Consider the following 20262-nt stretch of genomic DNA (forward strand, 5'->3'; position numbering starts at 1 on the left):
TGATGAGCGGGCAAATGGGCGGGGTGATGAAATGAAGGATGGGCGAGTCCAATCCGGCACCTCAGTTGAGTAACGGTTATAGGATTCGATTATCTTAACAATCGACTTAGAGATTCTACTTTAGACGAAAGAATGAACGTCATTTTCGCTGGATCGGTCAAAGGTATTTCGTAATAGAAACTATACTTACCGGTTTAAGAGAATTAAACCCCTAATGGATATGATCACATATATACAGGAGGTTATAATGACAATGATTTCGAAGAAGTGGAAGCCGCTCATGATCGCGCTGCTCCTGGCATTTTCAAGTCTGCCGCTGCAGGTTAACGCTTTGCCTGAGGCAGCGACGGCTGCGGTAAAGACCGGTATCTCCAATGCCAGCCTGTCGGCCAAAGTCGGCGACTTAGGTCAGATTGAGGAGCTTTATATTAACAACAATCCTACCAATAAACAGGGGAAGCCAATCAATTTCGTCCTGCCTAACACTACATCGCCGCAGAATGGTACCCAGCACCAATGGATGGGGGAACTGATCTTCTCTTACCGTACGGGTGCCAATGGACAATTCCCTGACAACAGGGACGGCTTTGTAGAAGTTGATACCAATAAAACGTTGGCTGCCGGGGGATCTACACAAGTTTCGACCATTAATCCGGATAACCCCTATATGAACAAGACCGCATCAGCAAACGGCAAGAAGGTAGAAGTCAACTTTATTGGACAGAACCTAAATTCTACAGACCAGCGGGTAATGAAGGGCTTCGATGTGAAATCCGTTTTTGATATGGAGACCGATGATGGTTCAATGCTTTGGGAAATTACGGTGAAGAACAAAAGCAATCAGTATATTGAATTCGGGGATATCGGCTTGCCAATGCCTTGGAATAACAAATATCAGACCTTATCCGATACCTATGATGACCGTGTGACGGTGCATAATTTCGCAGGTGCTGACAGTGGGTATTCTTATGCCATCCGCACCAGTGGTGAGGGGAACTTCATGCTCTTCACTCCGGTGCCGGAGAGCGGCGCTCGAATCGAGTATGTGGATTATTGGATGCATGAAGCAGGAGAGCGACGTGCTGCAGATACCTTTAAGAACTGGACAGGAGACAGTGGTGGCTGGTATCCAGGGCTGAACGTGCTCTATATTCACTCCAAAGAAATCCAGAAAACGGGACGCGGATACTTCACTGATGCTTCCAGCCTCGTTCTAGGACCGGATGAGTCCAAGACGTATAAGTTCAAATTCTCAGCAGTCCGTGGAGGAGACAACACGCCGCAGGAAAGTACCCAAAGCCCAAATAACAGTTCGACCTCGATGGAAGACCGTGAAGCCAATCTGCGGTCCATCCTATATAAATCAGGCATGATTGATGCCGTAGCGGTGCCGGGCTTCCAGACTGCAATCAATATGCCTGTCAAGTTAGACCTGCACTATGACGACAATATCGTTGATGTACAATCTATCGATATTCAAAATGTGGCAGAGAATGATCCGTTTGATGAAGCGCATATTCCGGATATCAAGCCTGGGAAGAGCAGAAAGGAAATGGTTGACAACTCGCGGGCCGGACGTGGACTGTCTGACGGGAACCCTGGCTACAACGAGTCGGTTGAGTTTGTGGAGACCAAGATCGTAAATGGTGAACAGCATCACATCTATTCGCTTCAGTTTGATTCGATCGGCAATAACAGCGTGCGTATCGAATATAAGCTGAAGGACGGTAACGAATGGGTGGATAAATTCACTCAATTTGAATTCAATGTTCTAGCCGAGCTGGATGCAATCTCGGATGCCCATTCCGAATTCATGGTCCAGCAAACACAGGATAAGAACCCGGAAAGTCCGACTTATGGTAACTATTTCGACTGGTATCTTACAAGTGGCATCGATCTCAATACAAGCCATTGGGGGGATGACTGGAGCCATGATAACATCAACTTCATGACGATGAAGAACTATCTGGCTCCAAGTCCCGATGAAATTCGCTCTATCGAGACATACCTGATTGATTTCATGTGGGAACGATACATGAAGAATACGCAGGATAGCTACATCGTTGCGAACTGGCTGAAAGATTCTGGAGCGTACACCGACAAGGATAAGCCTTATACACGTACGTTCTCCGAAATCATGGAAGCTACCGGATTTTTCAACATGTACCGGATTCAGAAGGCTTATCCTAATCTGATCGAGTACCGGGAATCGCCTCAGTTTTATCTGGAGAAAGCTTATAACATATACTATAAGCGTGTTTCCACCGGGGCCATCGGATTCTATGGCGAGCAGCAAATCCCGCATATGATTGAAGCACTGAAGGAAGAGGGGATGCAGACCGAGTCAGCCAATCTGCAGAAAAAGTTCGCCCTCGACAAGGGACGGAATATGACTAGAGCCACTTATCCTTACGGGTCGGAATTTGAATATGACAATACTGGCGAAGAAGGGGCTTATGCAGCAGCGAAAGCACTGCGCACGTACTATCCAGCAGACGCACTTACAGGTGCAGCTGAGAAAAGTATGGAAATGGCCGATTGGAAAACACGTGCCATGCGCGGTATTCAGCCTACCTGGTTCCATTATTCCGTGCCCGTTTTCCGCGGCGGTGAAGGCTGGTGGAATTTCCAATATACTGCGTCTTTAGCAGGATACATTATGGATGACTGGTTAAGGTATGAGAATGATGGCAGATCGGTGGAGCAGAAGGCCATTGCACAGCAGCGAAATTATGCCGCGAAAATTTCGAACTTCAATGCCGTCAATATGGGACAGATTTCGGCTAATTCAGTTGGCAGTACCTCTTGGAGATATTCGATGTATAAAGGAGGTACAGGTACGAAGGACGTATACGATGGCGGCTCACGTGTCATGAGTAACGGATGGAATGATTTTTCTGGTGAATCGGAAGAAGGCCTCTATGGTTCCCTCCTCAGCATCAGTTCCGATATTGTTACAGATCCGATATTCGGGCTGTTTGGTTATGGAGCGCTGGTGAGTGACGAAGGAGACAGCTACAACATTACGCCGAAAGACGGTTTCGGCAAACGAATCAATCTGATCGATGAGAAAATCTATTTGGAGCTGGAAAGTGATAAAGTAGAAAGCGCGCAAATTCAAAAAGATGGTAAGGGTTTTACACTTAAGCTCCTGAATCCATCAGGGAAAGAGCATACTTCACGGATTTTGTTTGATGGAGTGGGGATGGAGAATGGCTACTATACCATGAAGCTGGATGGTGCAGCTGCCGGACAGTTCTATGTTCAGAACAATGAAGGCGTGGCCATGTTTCAGATGGGTAGCGTGCAGCGTGCTGAATTGATCATTGAAAAGTCAGCCGGCGGCGAAAATGAAGCTCCGCAAATTACTGTAGAGCTGGCGACACAACATTCACAAGCATTGATTCCATTTATGCTGAATGGGATTGTAACCGATGACGGCGCGCCGAAAGGGACTCTGTCTTATCAATGGGAAGTGGTCAGCGCTCCGGAAGGCGGCAAGCTAACCTTTACTCATCCGAAAGCAAGCATTACACAGGCTACGGGTACCAAAGCAGGTTCGTATACAGTTAAGCTTAGTGCAAGTGATGGACAACTGATTGGCTCCAGCCAAATCATCTTCGAGCTGGCTTCCCCGCCGGATAAACAGCCTCCGGCAATTGGCCAAGTGATTGCGGTTCAGGATGTTTCCAATAACAGTATTGTAGTATTGTCAGGGGAGGCCATTCCTGACCCTGTGCATAGCGAGGCAGAAGAACCCCAGTTGAAGTACACTTGGGCCGTCAAGCAAAAGCCTGAAGGTTCAGCAGACATTTCCTTTGTGGATGGTGACAAAGCAGCAGCCTATGCGCGTATAAGCACGGCGGGCACCTACACGTTTACCTTCAGTGCGGCAGACGGAGATAAGAAGGCCAGCAAGGATATAACGATAGAGATCAAGGAAGATACCGTTGACGTTTACCGGGCATTAAGCGTAGTGACCAAGAAGGATATTGAACCAGAACTTCCTAGACAAATCTATATTTTGTCAGAGGAAGGGTATCTAGAGCAGGAAATCACTTGGGATGCTATTGATCCAAGCAGCTATGCTAGTGTAGACCAATTTGAAGCCAGAGGAACGGTCAATGGAAGTGCTTTGGAGGTATGGGCTACCGTACATGTCGTGAATACCGAGCTGCAAAATGCGGCGCTGACAGCCAAGGCTTCCGCTAGTTTCTCTGGTGGCGACGGATATCCGGAAGCGATGAATAACGGCATCGAACCTAAAAGCTCGGCAGATTTCTCTCCGAACCGAGGTGCCCCCAACAGTGCTTGGCATAACTGGGGTAGAGAAGGAGATCCAGCATGGGTGACGTATGAATGGGACCAGCCATTCCTGGCCTCATCCATGGATGTATATGTATTTCAAGACAACGGCGGGAACTTCCGTCCGAAGGATATGCAGCTTATGCTTCGCGGCGAAGATGGGAAATGGTATACCCCGCGGGACATAAAGGGATTGGGCAATGAACTTAATAAATACAATACAACGACCTTTGAGCCAGCCTATATTACAGGTGTTCGTATGGACATGAAGCCTTCCGTTAATGGCAGTGGTATTCTGGAATGGAAGGTATACGGCTATACCGGAGCGGTAGATAAGACAGAACTGATCAAGGTCTATAACTATGTAAATACATTAAATGCTTCAAACCTTGCAGATCCAGGTCTTGCGCCAATCGAAGTGGCGAAGACAGAAGCATCTGCTGTGATCAAGAATATGAATGCCACAGACGAGGAAATTGCCCTGGCGCTCGAGAAGTTGCTGACGGATTTACGACTGCTGAGTCCGAATGACGGCAATATGGCTTTCCTCGCGAATGCTTCTTCCAGCTACACCTCACCTTGGGAGAGTCTGGCGGCAGTGAATGATGGAAGGAAGGATAGCAACAACATTTCGCATTGGGGAACCTGGGGTCATGAAGGCGCAGAGGAGTGGGTGCAATATGAATGGCCGCAGGGTACATCTATCCGGAGTTCGAATTTGGTGCTGTGGTCAGATGGCGGCGGAATCAAGCCGCCTACCCAAATTGTATATTCCTACATCCCGGCGGATAGCGCAACTGATGAATGGGTAACAGCGGGAACGATTACGGAGGGAATCAAAGTGGTTGAACATACTCCAGCGGAATCCTCCAATCCGTACACGTTTGACTCGGTGCTGAATGTAAAGGCAGTGCGGGTTACCCTGACCAAACAATCGCGAGCAGGCGATAACGGTGTAGGCCTATGGGAATGGGAAGTTCATCAGGCCATACCCAGTCCTGATCGTGAGGCTCCAGTAACACCGGCCGGTGTGGCACCGTCCATTCCTGATGGAGATGACGGCAAACTGATCGGTGTGACAACAGAAATGGAGTATAGGAAGGAAGGCGAAGAAGAATATATTGTAATTGCAGGAATTGAGGTCACAGGTCTCACCGTCGGTAAATATTATGTCCGGTATATGAAGAACGGTTCGCTGAGCGCCAGCCTGGATAAAGAAGTCGTTATTCCGGAAGGGCAGACTCAGGAGCAGGCTTCACCCGATGCGAGTGGGTGGGTGATCTCACACGCCAATTCGGATACCGGCTTAAAAGGCATAATTGAGGGCTTGGATGATACGATGGAATACCGGAAGCTGGGCGAAGAGGACTACACACCTGTTACAGGTTCAAGTATCAACGATATGGAGCCTGGCAGCTATCAGATCCGGTATGCAGCCACAGACAGCCTAAAGGCAAGTCCGCCGGTAACCGTGGACATTCGCAATGAAGCCAAGGCAGACAGAGAAGCACCAACAGCGGAAGGACTCGTCATTACACCGCCTACAGCGGCATGCGGGAATGATGGCAGAATTGAAAATGTGACTGTCGATATGGAGTACCGAAAAGCGGATCAAGGTGGTTACATGCCGGTTAGTGGAACCAGCATTGAAGGCCTTGAGGCCGGCAGCTACGAGCTTCGGTACGCCGGGACGGATATGAGCAATCCAAGTCCTGCTATCCTGATCGTTGTGCCTGACGGAACCAAGCAGGAGCAAAGTCCCCCGTCCAGTGCAGAGGTCAAGGCTGTAAATGTCAGTGAAGCCGGGGCCAAGGATGGTAAGATCACTGGTGTAAGTCCTGTAATGGAATATCGGCAAGTAGGAGTGAACGCTGGCAGCTGGAATGCGATCACAGGCACAGAGGTTACAGCTCTTGGTAACGGACTCTACGAAGTAAGATATAAAGAAACGGAAACTCAATATGCGAGCCAATCCCTTACTGTCGTTATCAGCAATCCAGTAATCAATCCGATGCCTACGGAAACACCGCCGTCAACGGATGCTCCTGTGTCAGTGACCACACCTTCACCGGCTCCTGAAAACATCAAAGTCGAAGGGAATTGGATTAAAATTGTGGTGCCAAAGACAGATACCAAAACCGGTAAAGCTAAAGGAGCACCCATCCGTCAGGAAGACCTTAATAAGGCTCTGGAGCATGTAAAGGCGAATAGCAGTAATATTAAAACAATTATGGTGGATATTCCGAAAGCAGAGGGTGCCAACTCCTATGCGGTTGAGCTTCCTGCAGCTGCACTAACCGCAGCGCATGCCAACATCAAGATTGAGATTAATACGGAATTTGGAACCGCTGCAGTACCTTCTAATTTGCTGAAGTATGTATCAGGTGCCAAAAATGTGGAACTGTCACTGAGCCGGCTAGATACTGTAAAGCTTCATTCAGATGTAAAATCAGTGATAGCCAGCAGACCTGTTATTGCATTCGCTGTTCAATTAGATGGAGAAGAAATGGAAACCTTGAATGCACCGGTTGAAATCAGACTGCCTTATACTCCTGATGTTGAAGAATTGGCCAATTCCAAATACCTTACAGTTTCGTACGTGGCTGCAAACAGTACATTTGTTCAGCTACTGAACGGCAAATACGACAGTGCTCTACAAGCCATGGTTTTTCCAGCGGCAAACACAGGTCAATATGCCGTTGTTTATACGAAGAAATTCTTCAATGATGTCATCAAGGATTCGTGGTATGCACCAGCGGTTGAAACAATGGCATCCAAAGGATTCATCGACGGGACATCAGCAACAAGCTTTAGTCCTGGGCAAAAGGTCACAAGAGGTGAGTATCTAGCTTGGTTGGTAAGGACACTGGATCTCAAAGCAGAGTTCAACACCACCTTCAGTGATATGAAGCGAACAGACCTCTATTATGAGGAAATAGGAATCGCCAAAGCACTCGGGATCGCCCTGGGTTCAAACGGCAGCTTCTATCAGGAAACGGAAATTGCTAGACAAGATTTGGCTGTGCTGACCATGCGGGCTTTGCGGGCAGTTGGGAAAACCGAGCAGACCCTTACAGCTGAGGATCTCAAGAGATTTACAGATGCGGCAAATGTAGCAAAGTACGCAGTTGATGACATGGCTGCAATGGTTAAAATGGGGTTCATAAACGGGCGAAGCAATGTCACCCTGAGTCCTGGCGGAACGACAACCAGAGCAGAAGCTGCTCAGGTTCTGTATAAGATTTTCTTGCAGCTGTAATTAAAGAAACCGACCTTGATCCTGTTTTATACAGGACCAAGGTCGGTTTCCTTTTAAGGGAATGCTTCAAGCATGATGCTATGCCAATGTTAATTACCCCATACCTAAAAAAGCTCAAACACCTAAATTATTCTGTTAAATCGGCGTAGTTAAGTTGAAATTTGCGGTTCATCTACAGGCTGTCGTCCACTTACAACAAGCATAATTACAGCAACAATGATAAGTATGAAGCAGAAGATAAATGAGTATCGGTAACCCACAATGCTGGCTACTCCACCACCAACAAGACTACCAATCAGCCTGCCGATAGTGGATGAATTCGAATAGAGTGTGGAAGCATATCCCGGCATACTAGGCAGCAGGTCCTGAATGTAGCTAATTCCAATCGCAGAAATGACTGCGACAAAAACAGCGAGCAAAATTTGTGCTGCAAGCATTTGCCACATCTCGTTCGAGATAAGGATAACGAAATAATAAGCTCCTCCAAAAATAGCCCCGCAAAACACCAATATTCGGTTACTATACTTTGCACTAAGTAGACCGAGTACAATCATAAAGGGAATTTCCAGCGCAGCACATATACTGCTGACTAAACCGACATGACTTGTCGTTCCCCCAAGATTGTTTGTAATAAAGAGAGCCGTGTTTATGCTGCTCATCCAATGAGCCGTATACATGAGTACCATAATGAGAAAAGGAATTAGAATATCCCGGTTTTGAGCCAGTCTGAAACTTTTTATATTCGCTTCAGCATTACTGCTCTTCATTTCTGTGTTTGATTTGAGAAACAGGAAAACAAGCAGAGCCACGAGCAGGAAAGCTCCGATCGTCCCCAAAAAAATCCCCTTAAATCCAATAACAGAGAGTAATAAAGTGCCGATTAAAGGACCTGTAATAAAGCCGAGAGAGAAAGCAGAACGCAAGGTAGAATTAGCAAACGCACGCTCCGTAAAATGACTCTTTATCACTGCTTCTCTAGAAATAGCGAACAACTGGGGCATCCCTGGTGCACCAAGGGCAGTAAACACAGTCATGTAAATGAACAACATCGGAAAATCTTGAATGAACAAGTATCCACTAAAGGCCAAGACATTAGAGAGAGTAGAGAAAAGATAAACGCTCTTCCGATTCAAGCCAAGGTCAGAACGTCTCCCGATTAGCGTACTGATCCATATTCCTGCAATTAGTGTAACAGCTAGATAAAGACCAAACATTCCAATAGATACGCCAAGCTGTTCCGTGAAATAAATTGATAAAAAGGGGGTGCTGAGTGAAATGCCCATTCCCTGTAATGCCATACACATAAAGAGTAAAGCATACGAAGGAATAGAAAATAAGCTGATGAATCGATTGATCATAGTGTAAAATTACTCCTCAGAATTTGTTGTTGTGTAATCACCATACATGGCTGAATAGAATCAATCGTACATCTTTATTATGTACTAAATGACATCATAAACAATATAACATTCGTCCCAAATGCTTGCCTAAACCTACCATAGACTCGTGTGAGTATACAGTAAATTAAAGGCAGGATCACACCTTTGGAGTTCTATATATGCGATTCTAAACAAGAGATCTATTTTCTAGATCTCTTGTTTTTTGCTAATGTGTCCGGCATGGACGATGAGTTCGCGGTGAATGTCCGTTGCGAGGCGAAATCAGAAGATAATCTTATTTGGCATATTAAACCATATAAAATGAAAGAAAAGACGGGTGATATAATTTATTATAGACACATTTATCCATACAAAGAATCAAAGTAATTCATCCGATTTCCGATTAGATGTATACCTCTTAATTCTTGGGTACGATTGACAATCGTAGATTGCATATGTAGCATTTGAATAGTAGCAATTAAACGATCATAACTAAACGGAGGGATTTTCCATGGCTAAAGTAAACGTAGGCGAAGAGAATGCACAACCAATTGAACTGTATTACGAAGATCATGGCGAGGGGAAACCCATCATCCTTATTCATGGCTGGCCTTTGAGTGGAAGATCCTGGGAGAAGCAAGTACCTATCCTGATTGAAGCGGGCTACCGTGTTATCACGTATGATCGTCGTGGTTTTGGTCAGTCTTCCCAACCTTGGGATGGTTATGACTACGATACTTTTGCATCTGATTTACATAAATTGATTTTGCACCTCGATCTGCGCGATGCTACGCTGGTTGGGTTCTCCATGGGAGGCGGCGAAGTAGCTCGCTATATCGGAACATATGGAACGGAACGGGTTTCCAAAGCTGTATTTGCAGGAGCTGTTCCTCCTTACCTGTATAAGTCCGAGGACAATCCACAGGGAGGATTGGACGATGCAACGATTGCTGAATTCCAAAATGGGGTTAAGGGTGATCGTCTAGCCTTCTTGGATGGATTTACAAATAACTTTTTCGCTGCAGGAGATCGTACAGACCTTGTGAGCGAACCGTTCCGTCTATATAACCGGGATATTGCTGCTCTGGCATCCCCTAAGGGTACCCTGGATTGCATTGCTGCCTTTGCTCTTACCGATTTCCGTCAGGACCTGGAGAAATTCAATATTCCGACCCTGGTTATTCATGGCGATTCCGATCCCATTGTGCCGCTTGAAGTCAGTGGACAACGTACACATGAATCTATCCCTGGCAGCCGGCTTGTTGTTGTAGAAGGTGGACCACATGGCTTTAATGCGACACATCCTGAAGCATTTAATGCAGCGTTGATCGAATTTCTGAAGAGCTAAGCTTTGATTAAAACTGGTTAGAAAAACATACGAAATAAAAAAAGAGCAGGACACCCTTTTGAAGTAGAGGTGTCCTGCTCTTTCAACGATTACAGAAATAGAGGGCTTCGTTCGAAGATAGAAGAAGACCACCTCAACCCTAAGTTGAAAATTAATCTAAGACCAGGGAAAAGACGAAATTATATATGGTGCAATGGTTAATGTCGAGGGACAGTTAGTTTAAGATTAGTCACAGAGAATCGTACCACTCATGGAGATTGCTCTGGACATCCTGGTACAGATCCTCCACTCGCCGTGATAATGATGGATTATGATCAAGAGAACAGCTTCAACGCGAGGAAGTATTTCCACTGGAACTCTCCACTGATGCCTGTGCCAGCTTCCATACCCAACTGACGACAACATTGGCATGGTTGACAATTAGAGAAATGTTAATTCCAGGATTTAACATGTTCCTTGATTAGAGTGATCATGCTACGCATAGCTGGTGAAATCCATTTGTCTTTGTGATATACCAGATAGGTGGATATACTTGCGTTGAGTTCATGATCCACTTGTTTACTCTTTATTTTATTATGTTCGATTTCATCTTTTACAGAAAAGTATGGAACCAAAGAACAACCTAAACCACTAATAACACATTGCTTTATGGCCTCGATACTTTGAAATTTCAGTATCTGTTCTACCTTAATCTGTTTACTTTCTATGTAATTTTCTAATAAAGATTTATAGCAACAACTTTCCTCTGTATAAAGAACTGTTTCTAAGTCCTCTTTATTTCCGAGGGAACTAATCAAAACCATTTTTTCTTTTTTTAATGGTTCACAATATAACTCAGATACTGGCCAATCTTCCTGTTCTATAATGATCGCCATGTCAATAACACCATTTTGTAATTTGGAACTAATGTCTTTGTGATCAAGTGAATTGAGAGAAAGATTAACTTTTGGGTGCATTTTTTTGTACTCTAACAAAATAGAAGGAATACGCTCAATTGTCAGTAACTCTGATATACCCAAATTTAAGTTCCCGATAGGTTCGTCACTCATATTTAAAGCTTGAGTATGCAAATCAATAATTTTTTTAGCATACGGTAGGAATTGTTGTCCATAATGAGTCAAAACTACTTTTTTACCAATCCGGTCGAATAGGGGTGCACCTAATGTAGCTTCTAAATCTTTAATATGAGTTGTTATAGAAGATTGGGCATAGCCAAGATATTCAGCAGCTTTCTTAAATCCTCCTTTTTCCACAACAGTTTTAAATGTTAATAAATGACGTATTTCCATGTAATTCACACTCCCCAATGGTTCGTTTTTTTTGAACTAATTATTCGATTATTTCAATTATACAAATACATAAAGTTCAATTACAATGGTTACATCAACGTAAGACAAAACAATAGATGTAAAACATAACGTAATATCTATCATGAAAGGAAAGATAAAAATGAATAAAAGCATTATTATTGTAGGAGCAGGACAAGGGGTTGGACTTGAAACAGCACGACGTTTTGGAAAGGATGGATATTCCGTAGGATTAATTCGACGAGGGCAAGAACAACTTGAAGAAATGGTCGCTGAATTATCATCCGAAGGAGTAGATGCCTACTTTGAACTGGCGGATGCGAATGACCCTAAACAAATAGAAAGTGCAATTAAAGTCTTGGGTGAGAAGATGTCTGGAATCGATGTGTTATTCTACAATGTTCCAGGTCCACTGGGCAGTGCATATGTTCCTGCAACAGATATTACTATCGAACTTATTACAGAATTCCTAAATATGCGTGTAGTCAGCGCCTTAAAATCAGCACAAGCTGCTATTCCTTTTCTTAAAGAATCAAAGGGATCTGTGATGTATACAAGCGGTCAGTCTGACAGGTTCCCGTTTCCTTATACTGCTGTTATTGGAGCGCCTCAAGCAGCCTTAAAGCTTCTTTCAGAGCATTTACACAACGAATTAAAAGAATACGGTGTATTTGTTGGATATTTACCTCTGGATAATCCACCGTTATATTCAGATCCAGAAAGAGAAAAGGAGCGGACTGATCTCCCAGCTGGATTTCATCTGGATGAAAGAGTTGTTGCCAGTGATGTAGCAGAGAAAATATACCAATTAAATGTTACTAGAGATCGTTTTGAGTACGCAGTAGGTGCAAGTAAGATTGTCAGTGAAAACTAAGGTATGTATTTAGTACTCTGATTGATATCTTTATTTGTATAATTACAACTTTTATGAATGAACAAGCCGTTGAATAATCAACGGCTTGTTTAAGTTCAATCATCTCGAGAAACAGTGAACGAAAGGAGGGAATATGTACAAACTTGTCGAGTGAAGAAAGATAGAGCGTTGAGTTGACGTGGTAGTTTAAGCTGCTTAAAAGGAGATTAAACTACTGTAAAGTTCAAATTACCGTTGACTTTTTGAGTGTTGCTATTTTAGCGGCTTTTTTATTTTATCGGTACAAGTTCTTGTCCCAAGCTAAGGACAAGAACTTGTACCGATTACAGGAATGGACAAGAACATAGCCCGATTACCGATTAGATATGTTTCTAATAATAGCTCTCTGCCCACTTATTCATTAAGCTAACGGGCAGTTTAACAGAACAACTCCTTTATACATAGAACTCACGCATACGCCGGGCTTTATCGTCAGAGACGCTGGCGAAATTTTTGCGGAGATTGCATGAGTTTCCGGTGCAGGCGGCGCTGAAGTGCGGAATTCAGCAAGATCATCGATACTTGACGGACATAGACATAGCACCGCGCAAAGTGAAATTGGAGGGCTTTCTATCGAAGGTGGTTGAACACTTTATGGAATTCACTGGACAGGCATGTACGGCACATCTGGATATTATAACTACATATGAGCTAAAACACGTGTGCACCTGAATGATGGTGCATCGCCTATTTAAGCATGAAATTTTTTGTGCTTAGATAGGCTTTTTTTATTGATTAAATATTTCTATAAATACTACCCGATAGAATTTTATAAGCTAATTGAGTCAGTTCATCTTGAACTGGCTTTTTTCTATATGTTAAATAAGATTTCGCTAATTGGGCTAATCCCGCAGCCATAAAATCTAATGCCAAACCAGCTTCTTGATCAGATATTATTATAAAACTATCCTTACACGTTTCTGTCTCTTGGAATATTAATAGTTTTAATATATCCATTAAATCATTCTCTATAAGCAGTGAAACTTCTTTTTCTCGTTCAATGATAAATTCGCTAAATAACTGACAACTTTCCATTAGTGTTATCTTTGATGCATGTTTATTCGGCTTTTTCTCACGAGAAGTTAGTTGAAGTTGATGAAGTAATAAATTTTCTTTTGTTTTAAATAAACTATAGAATGTTTGTCTTGAAACGCCGGACTGACAACAAATTTCACTAATAGAAATATCTTTAAATTTTTTCTGTTCTAACAAATGAATGAACGTATCTAATAATAACTGTTGAGATTGTAGAGCAGTTGGGTTATTTCCTTGATACATTGACATAGCCTCCTTTATGTCTAAGTTAATACTATAACATTGACAATGTAAAGGTTTATAATTAAAGTATCCCCTATAACATCGACATTATCAAGGTGTCATAGGAGGAAAAATAAATGAATAAAATATTATTAGTATCTGGGCATCCAGATTTTGAGAAAGAATCAGTAGCCAATAGAGCCGCATTTGAGACATTAACAAAATTGTTGCCAGAAGCAGAAGTCAATCGATTAGATGTACTGTATCCAAATTACATTTTTGATGTAGAAAAAGAACAAGCTAAATTAGTAGAAGCAGACGTTATAGTGTTTCAATATCCAATTTTTTGGTACGGCATGCCAGCATTATTACAAAAATGGATTGAAGATGTCTTTTTAAATGGTTTCTCACATGGACCGAAAGGAAAAGCATTAGTTGGGAAAAAACTGGTACTATTGATGACTGCGGGAGCTCCTGAATCTTACTATAATGGGGAGAACGCTGTTTCTGAATCAGATTTATTATTACCGATTAAAGGGATAGTAGAAGCAACTGGTATGGAATTATCAGGGTATGAAATTCTTTACGGCGTGAGTTATGGTACTCGTATCAACGAAGACATTTCTCGTGAATATGCTGAAAAAGCTCGTGGAACAGCAAGAAAGGTAGTAGAGTTGGTAAAAACTTTAGCGAATAATAATGAACAAAATAGATAAAAAGGACATGAATATAATTAAATTTTCTGTTTTAGATTTAGCTTATCTTAGAGAAGGTCAAACTTATAGAGAAGCTTATCAAGATTTAATTAACTTAGCAAAAAAAGCAGAGAGTTATGGATATGAGCGATATTGGATTGCAGAACATCATAATAGCAAAGCAATAGGAAGTAGTGCGACACAACTGTTGATTCAACACACTCTAGCACAAACAGAGAAAATTCGAGTTGGATCAGGTGGCGTTATGCTTCCTAACCATAGTCCCTATTTAGTTGCGGAACAATATGGGACAATTGAAACGCTGTATCCAAAAAGATTAGATTTAGGACTTGGAAGAGCTCCAGGGACTGATATTCATACGGCTAGGGCATTAAGACGAACAACAAATTTGAATGCTGATTTTGAAAAAGAGATCGCTGAATTAGATAGCTATTTTAAAGGGACATCAGTTGTTCAAGCTTATCCTGCTTCAGGATTACAAGTTCCAAAATATATTTTAGGTTCAAGTACGGATAGTGCCCATCTAGCAGCTAAATTAGGATTACCATATGCCTTTGCAGCTCATTTTGCACCAGCTGCAATGGAGGCGTCGATTCGTATTTATCGTGAGGAATTTAAACCATCCAGCGAATTAAAAGAACCTTATGTCATTTTAGCACTGAATGCGATAGTAGCTGACACGGATGAAGAAGCGAAACGATTAGCAACTTCTCAAACACAAGCTGTTTTAGGTCTAGTTACAAATGAGCAAAAGGGGATTTTACCACCTAAAAATGAAGAAGACGTATGGAAAGACTATATTACGGCTACTAAAGTGCCTCATTTTGGACCAACTGCTTTTGAAATAGAAGGCATTGTAAACAGAGAACGTGAAGCTGTAGAGAGAATGACGGGATTGTCATTAACTGGTAGTAAAAATACTGTATCTAGACAATTAGAAGAGTTAAGAGAACGAGTAAAAATTGATGAAATTATGGTAAATAGCTTTATATACTATCAAGAGGCACAAATGCATTCTCTTAAGCTATTAGCTGATGTGATAAAAGAACAATTTTAGAAGTAAGAATGAGATGAGTTCAGTAACTTATTACCAATTCATTAGATAAGAACTTAAATACCAATTTGTCTGATTTACCTGGAATCCAATAAAAGGTCCTGTAAGTCGCTATTCGCCACCGAAACAAACCCAGTAAAGAGAATGGCCATCCAAACGTTAAGGTGGGCTTTAAAAGCAGCTTGCAGGACGCGGGGAGGTTAAGGCTAACGTCTATCCGCATCGCTTTAGACATACCTTTGCATACCAATTACTTCATAACCGAGCGACATACTTCAGTCTCTATTTGGTAAAGGTGAGAAAGCATTAATTTAGCAATACAAAAACAATACAAAGATTCGGAGGATCAAAACATTATGAAAATTGGATTTATTGGCGTAGGTCAAGTGGGGCAGACATTAGGCCCACTATTCAACAACCTTGGTCACGAAGTTGCTGTTTCGAGTTCCCGCAGTCCTGAAGCCTTGGCAGGGACAGCCACGCAAATAGGTGCACAGGCTATGCATGTAAATGATGTTATGGCTTGGGGAGACATTATTATCCTCGCAACCCCGATGAATGTTGTCCCTTCATTTGCCACGGATAAACTGAAGGGCAAGATTCTCATTGACACCAACAATTATGCTCTCATACGGGATGGGCATATTCAAGAAATTTTAGACGGGAAACCAACCACGCAGTGGGTGTCTGAACATTTTCCAGGAGCGCGTACAGTAAAGGCATTCAACAACATCATGATGAGTGAATTTGACGAATACGCTCGTCCAAAAGGTGCTGAAAAACGGTTTGCACTTCCGGTGTGTAGTGACGATTATGAAGCGAAGGTTTTAATTATGAACTTGGTTGAGGAATTTGGTTATGACGCTTATGATGCAGGCTCAATTGCTGAAAGCTGGAGACAACAGAGCTTCCAGCCTGCCTACTGTATTTTTTCAGAGCTACCAGAATTAAAACAATTACTTGCTGAAGCTGAAGTACCTATCCCACCACAAGTGATAGTAAAAAGTCTCGAAGAAGCAATGCCTATCTTTGAGAAACATAAAAGGGAAGCGCAGCAGAAGGCTGATGCGATGGCTTTGTCCCGAAAAGCATAAAACGAATACAGAAACAGGAGTCGTGCTTCTTGTTGAGATAGCATTTAATTGAAATAGTGAGTGAGAGAGTGGATTTAGCTGTGTGTAAACAGGTTCATCACTCGGAACTTAATTATTGACATAGACCTTGCTCAAATGTTAATAACTTTTTGGACTAGGTGCAGAACGTTATTAACCAAAAAAACGTGAGGGATATCTTCTAATAATTTCATAGCATTAATACATTAGCTAACGAAAAACGATAGCTTACTATACAAAGAAGCAGCTAGATCAATGATCTACTGCTTCTATTTAGTTAACGGGCGGGTTAGTGTGGTATTGGTTGATGATCATTATCGAGTTGTAGTAAACATGCCATGATAGGGAAGCACATTTTTACGCTTATTTGTCATGTTGACGTGCGCTGTACTTGATCCTGCAGTTACAGCGTTTTTATTTATTTGAAAGGAGATCAGTATTTTGAAAAGAATCGATGTAGCATATGCGGTAATCACTGATCCAAACTGAACAAACATAATAATAAGTTCAAAATAGAGATAGAGGCCGTTGGACACTTCCTGGAGGAGCTGTTGAGGAACTTTGTGTCGCGGGACAAAAACATTGTTCCATTCAAAGTCGCTTATATAGCGGCTTTTTTGATTTAAGGAACCAAGTTCTTGTCCCAAGCTAAAGACAAGAACTTGGTTCCTTTGCCGAAAAGGACAAGAACATTGTGTCATTTCGGATTAGATTGTTATCTAAATGTTATCATGACAGAACTAATGTGACGAGCTAAAAGCACAATTCGCTTTCTGAAGGCAAGAACTCAGTTCCATTGCTGAAAAAATTGGGAACATGGTATCAATATCGATTAGAATATTTTATTTGTTTAATTAAGCTAACGGGCAGGATAACGTGGGTGGTGAAAAAGAAGGGGGAACGTTGTAGCCATGTGAATATCTGCCTACGATGCAACAGATAATTATAATATCACGATGATGGCATCAGATCCCTTTTTGAATTAAGATAATTGCCCCCTGTTGACACAAAGATATCACCCTGATATATTTAGTGGGCTAACTATTGCTGGTTGACTGGCTGAGGAGATGTATTAATGACAGATACAGTGGACTGTGATATTCGTCAGTCGTTAGATAGAGTTTCTTCCCAAATGCGTCGAGATTATAGCGAATCATTGAGGAAACTTAACCTTTATGTAGGTCAAGATAATTTGCTTTCTCGTTTGTGGTTAGGCGATGGGGTAACACAAATGCAACTCTGTGAACATTTAAAATGCGAACCACCTACGGTAACCAATATGGTTAAATCATTGGAGCAAAACGGATTTATTTATCGTAAACGTGATGAACATGATGCAAGGGTTATGCGGATTTTTCTAACAGACAAAGGCAGAGAATTAGAGAAACCGGTTGAATTCAAATGGAGAGAGCAGCAAGAAAAATTACTCCATTCAATTTTACCGGAAGAACGCTTAATCTTAAGGGAACTTATGAAGCGAATGGAGAGGAACTTGTTTTAAGTTTTCTCTATGTTGATATTTAGCATGCTAAATAAATTATAACCTTCTTTAGCAAGGAACTCCTCTCTTGAAGCGGGGAACCTTGGTAACCACCGAAAAATAAGTTAGCAGGCTAAGTATTATTTTCGTTTTGATCGATCTACTGAAATTCTTTAAATTATTCAATGCTATGTTTAAAGCTGTCTCGTTAAACATGTCAACAATCTAGATTATCAGCTAGGCGTTGACCCACGTATTTTAAATGAATCAGATCAGATTAAATAAATGATTAGGAAATATAAGATTAAAGATTGTAGATATTTATAGAACGTTTGACTCGTTATTATCTATTTATTTTTGAGCATATTAGCAAGTAGATACTATATGAAAATAAATTAGGAGGATTTATTTATGTCTGAAAAAAAACAAATGTTGCTTGGTTTAGGATTTACAGGGGCATACGGTGCAAATGCTAAAGCTTGGAAAAGTGAGGGTGTCAATGTGACTACTTATCCAGATATTAATGCAGATATTCGCTATGCTCAACTTGCTGAAAAAGGTAAATTTCAATTTATATTTGTAGGTGATTTCCCTGGAGCAATACCCGATGATAACAGGGAGGTGCCATCGATGACGCTTGAACCTATCATTACTGCCACTGCAATATTACAACAAACAAAACACATTGGTGTGGCGTCAACTGTACATACTCAGTGGAATAATCCTTTTACTTTAGCACGTCAATTTAAAGGGATGGATTTAATGAGTGGTGGACGTATTGCTTGGAATGCTGTTACGGGATCAAGTCCAAAGGTAGCAGAAAACTTTGGTGTAAAACTAATGGATAGTAGATCACGTTATGAAAGTCATTATGAGTTCGTAGAAACTGTACAGCACTTATGGGCAACATGGGGAAAAGATGCTCTAAAAGCTGATAAAGAAACCGGTGTATTTGCGGATTATAGCCAAGTAAAACCTGTTCATATATCTGGTAAACATATACAGGCAAATGGAGCCTTGCCAATTCCACCTTCACCACAAGGACAACCGGTCATCTTTCACTCTGGTGGATCTCCAAATAGTATTGCGTTTGCAGGACGCTATGCGAGTGCAATGATTGGTGAAGTGTGGACGATAGAACAAGGTATTGCTACAAGAAATGCACTACGCCAGGTTGCGATAGACGCGGGTCGAAATCCAGATGAGATTAAATTTATCTCAGGACTCATGCCGGTTGTTGCAAATTCTAAACGTGAAGCAATAGATCGTCACGCAAGTTTTATGGATGAAAATATAGTACAACAACGTGCATTTCATATCGGAATGATATTAGGAATCAGCTTCACTCCTGAAGATTTAGAACGCCCGATCGCACCAGAACTTTTAGACAAGGTAAAAATCGGCCGTTATTCTGATCCTCGTGCTGAGAATGTTTTAAAGGTGGCACGTGAAGGTTGGACATTACGCGATATCATTTATCATTCTGTGATTGATTACCATCCTGCAACATTAGGTGATGCAAAAGAAACTGCGGATTACCTAATTGAAATGTTTGAAAGTGGTGCAGCAGATGGCTTTTGGATACTACCAGATGCTTATGAAACCGACTTTAAACGTTTTGTAGAAGAAGTGGTCCCTATCTTACAGGAACGTGGTGTATTCCATGAAGATTATGATGGAGAGACATTAAGAGAAAATCTTGGTGTGCCCTATCAATATGGTGTAGATAAACGATTATCTTAATAGAAGTAATATAGAGCACAGGCTGATAATGACCTGTGCTTCTTTATGAGCGTAAAAAACCAGGTCTTAAGAAAGCACGTAAATCTATGAGCGACTAAAAGAATCCATGAAGCAACGAGAATATCAGGAATTGGCTTGTTATGATGAAGGAATAAAAGAGGGCTTTTTTAATAAAATTGATGGTAGGCTCATCGTTATGCAAGATGAGATGTTAAGAAACATTTTAGATGTAAAGTATTTGGTGGAGAACCATTTGACCGTGTATCAAGTGCTATTTGACTATTACAATCTGAAAAAAAAATAAGAAAATGTCGAGGGACAAGAACATGGTCCCATTGAAGTCGCTATTTTAGCGGCTTATTTATTTTATCGGTACAAGTCCTTGTCCC

The 20262-nt window shown here is 41.9% G+C and carries 12 protein-coding genes; 9 read left to right on the plus strand and 3 right to left on the minus strand.

The annotated features are described in order from the left end of the window. Positions 1–247: 247 nt before the first annotated feature. Positions 248–7564 (plus strand): DUF5695 domain-containing protein, encoded by a 7317-nt coding sequence (locus PAHA3_RS10620; RefSeq protein WP_167350874.1) that lies wholly within the window; start codon positions 248–250, stop codon positions 7562–7564. Between the two features lie 149 nt (positions 7565–7713). Here the strand turns inward: PAHA3_RS10620 and PAHA3_RS10625 are convergent, their stop codons facing one another. Further along, the gene (locus PAHA3_RS10625) at positions 7714–8922 is read right to left on the minus strand and encodes a sugar efflux transporter (RefSeq protein WP_062834709.1); all 1209 of its coding nucleotides are present in this window, start codon (positions 8920–8922) and stop codon (positions 7714–7716) included. Between the two features lie 532 nt (positions 8923–9454). On the opposite strand from PAHA3_RS10625, the gene PAHA3_RS10635 reads away from it, so the two are divergent. Beyond that, positions 9455–10291, plus strand: a complete 837-nt coding sequence (locus tag PAHA3_RS10635) for an alpha/beta fold hydrolase (RefSeq protein ID WP_062834711.1) — start codon at positions 9455–9457, stop codon at positions 10289–10291. A 431-nt stretch (positions 10292–10722) separates the two neighbouring features. Here the strand turns inward: PAHA3_RS10635 and PAHA3_RS10640 are convergent, their stop codons facing one another. Then, the gene (locus PAHA3_RS10640) at positions 10723–11580 is read right to left on the minus strand and encodes a LysR family transcriptional regulator (protein ID WP_062834712.1); all 858 of its coding nucleotides are present in this window, start codon (positions 11578–11580) and stop codon (positions 10723–10725) included. Between the two features lie 160 nt (positions 11581–11740). Between PAHA3_RS10640 and PAHA3_RS10645 the strand changes: the two genes are divergently transcribed. After that, the gene (locus PAHA3_RS10645; protein WP_062834713.1) at positions 11741–12472 is read left to right on the plus strand and encodes an SDR family NAD(P)-dependent oxidoreductase; all 732 of its coding nucleotides are present in this window, start codon (positions 11741–11743) and stop codon (positions 12470–12472) included. A gap of 774 nt (positions 12473–13246) precedes the next feature. Here PAHA3_RS10645 and PAHA3_RS10650 read toward each other — a convergent pair. Continuing rightward, positions 13247–13789: a TetR/AcrR family transcriptional regulator gene (locus PAHA3_RS10650; RefSeq protein WP_062834714.1), complete on the minus strand. Its 543-nt coding sequence runs from the start codon at positions 13787–13789 to the stop codon at positions 13247–13249. A 116-nt stretch (positions 13790–13905) separates the two neighbouring features. On the opposite strand from PAHA3_RS10650, the gene PAHA3_RS10655 reads away from it, so the two are divergent. From PAHA3_RS10655 to PAHA3_RS10680, 6 genes are all read left to right on the plus strand, one after another. Continuing rightward, positions 13906–14484 carry an NAD(P)H-dependent oxidoreductase gene (locus tag PAHA3_RS10655; RefSeq protein WP_062834715.1) on the plus strand — a complete coding sequence of 193 codons (579 nt, stop codon included), beginning with the start codon at positions 13906–13908 and terminating at the stop codon, positions 14482–14484. Further along, positions 14468–15541: an LLM class flavin-dependent oxidoreductase gene (locus tag PAHA3_RS10660; protein ID WP_235599416.1), complete on the plus strand. Its 1074-nt coding sequence runs from the start codon at positions 14468–14470 to the stop codon at positions 15539–15541. The genes PAHA3_RS10655 and PAHA3_RS10660 overlap by 17 nt, the downstream gene beginning before the upstream one ends. A 314-nt stretch (positions 15542–15855) precedes the next feature. Next, positions 15856–16632: an NADPH-dependent F420 reductase gene (locus PAHA3_RS10665; RefSeq protein WP_371327935.1), complete on the plus strand. Its 777-nt coding sequence runs from the start codon at positions 15856–15858 to the stop codon at positions 16630–16632. Between the two features lie 1093 nt (positions 16633–17725). Beyond that, positions 17726–18151 (plus strand): MarR family winged helix-turn-helix transcriptional regulator, encoded by a 426-nt coding sequence (locus PAHA3_RS10670; protein WP_062834717.1) that lies wholly within the window; start codon positions 17726–17728, stop codon positions 18149–18151. A gap of 390 nt (positions 18152–18541) precedes the next feature. Continuing rightward, positions 18542–19873, plus strand: coding sequence for an NtaA/DmoA family FMN-dependent monooxygenase (locus PAHA3_RS10675; RefSeq protein ID WP_062834718.1), 1332 nt, complete (start codon positions 18542–18544; stop codon positions 19871–19873). Between the two features lie 106 nt (positions 19874–19979). Beyond that, positions 19980–20177 carry a hypothetical protein gene (locus PAHA3_RS10680; protein ID WP_062834719.1) on the plus strand — a complete coding sequence of 66 codons (198 nt, stop codon included), beginning with the start codon at positions 19980–19982 and terminating at the stop codon, positions 20175–20177. Positions 20178–20262: the final 85 nt, after the last annotated feature.

This window comes from Paenibacillus amylolyticus (genome assembly GCF_001570725.1).
Classification (GTDB): domain Bacteria; phylum Bacillota; class Bacilli; order Paenibacillales; family Paenibacillaceae; genus Paenibacillus; species Paenibacillus amylolyticus_A.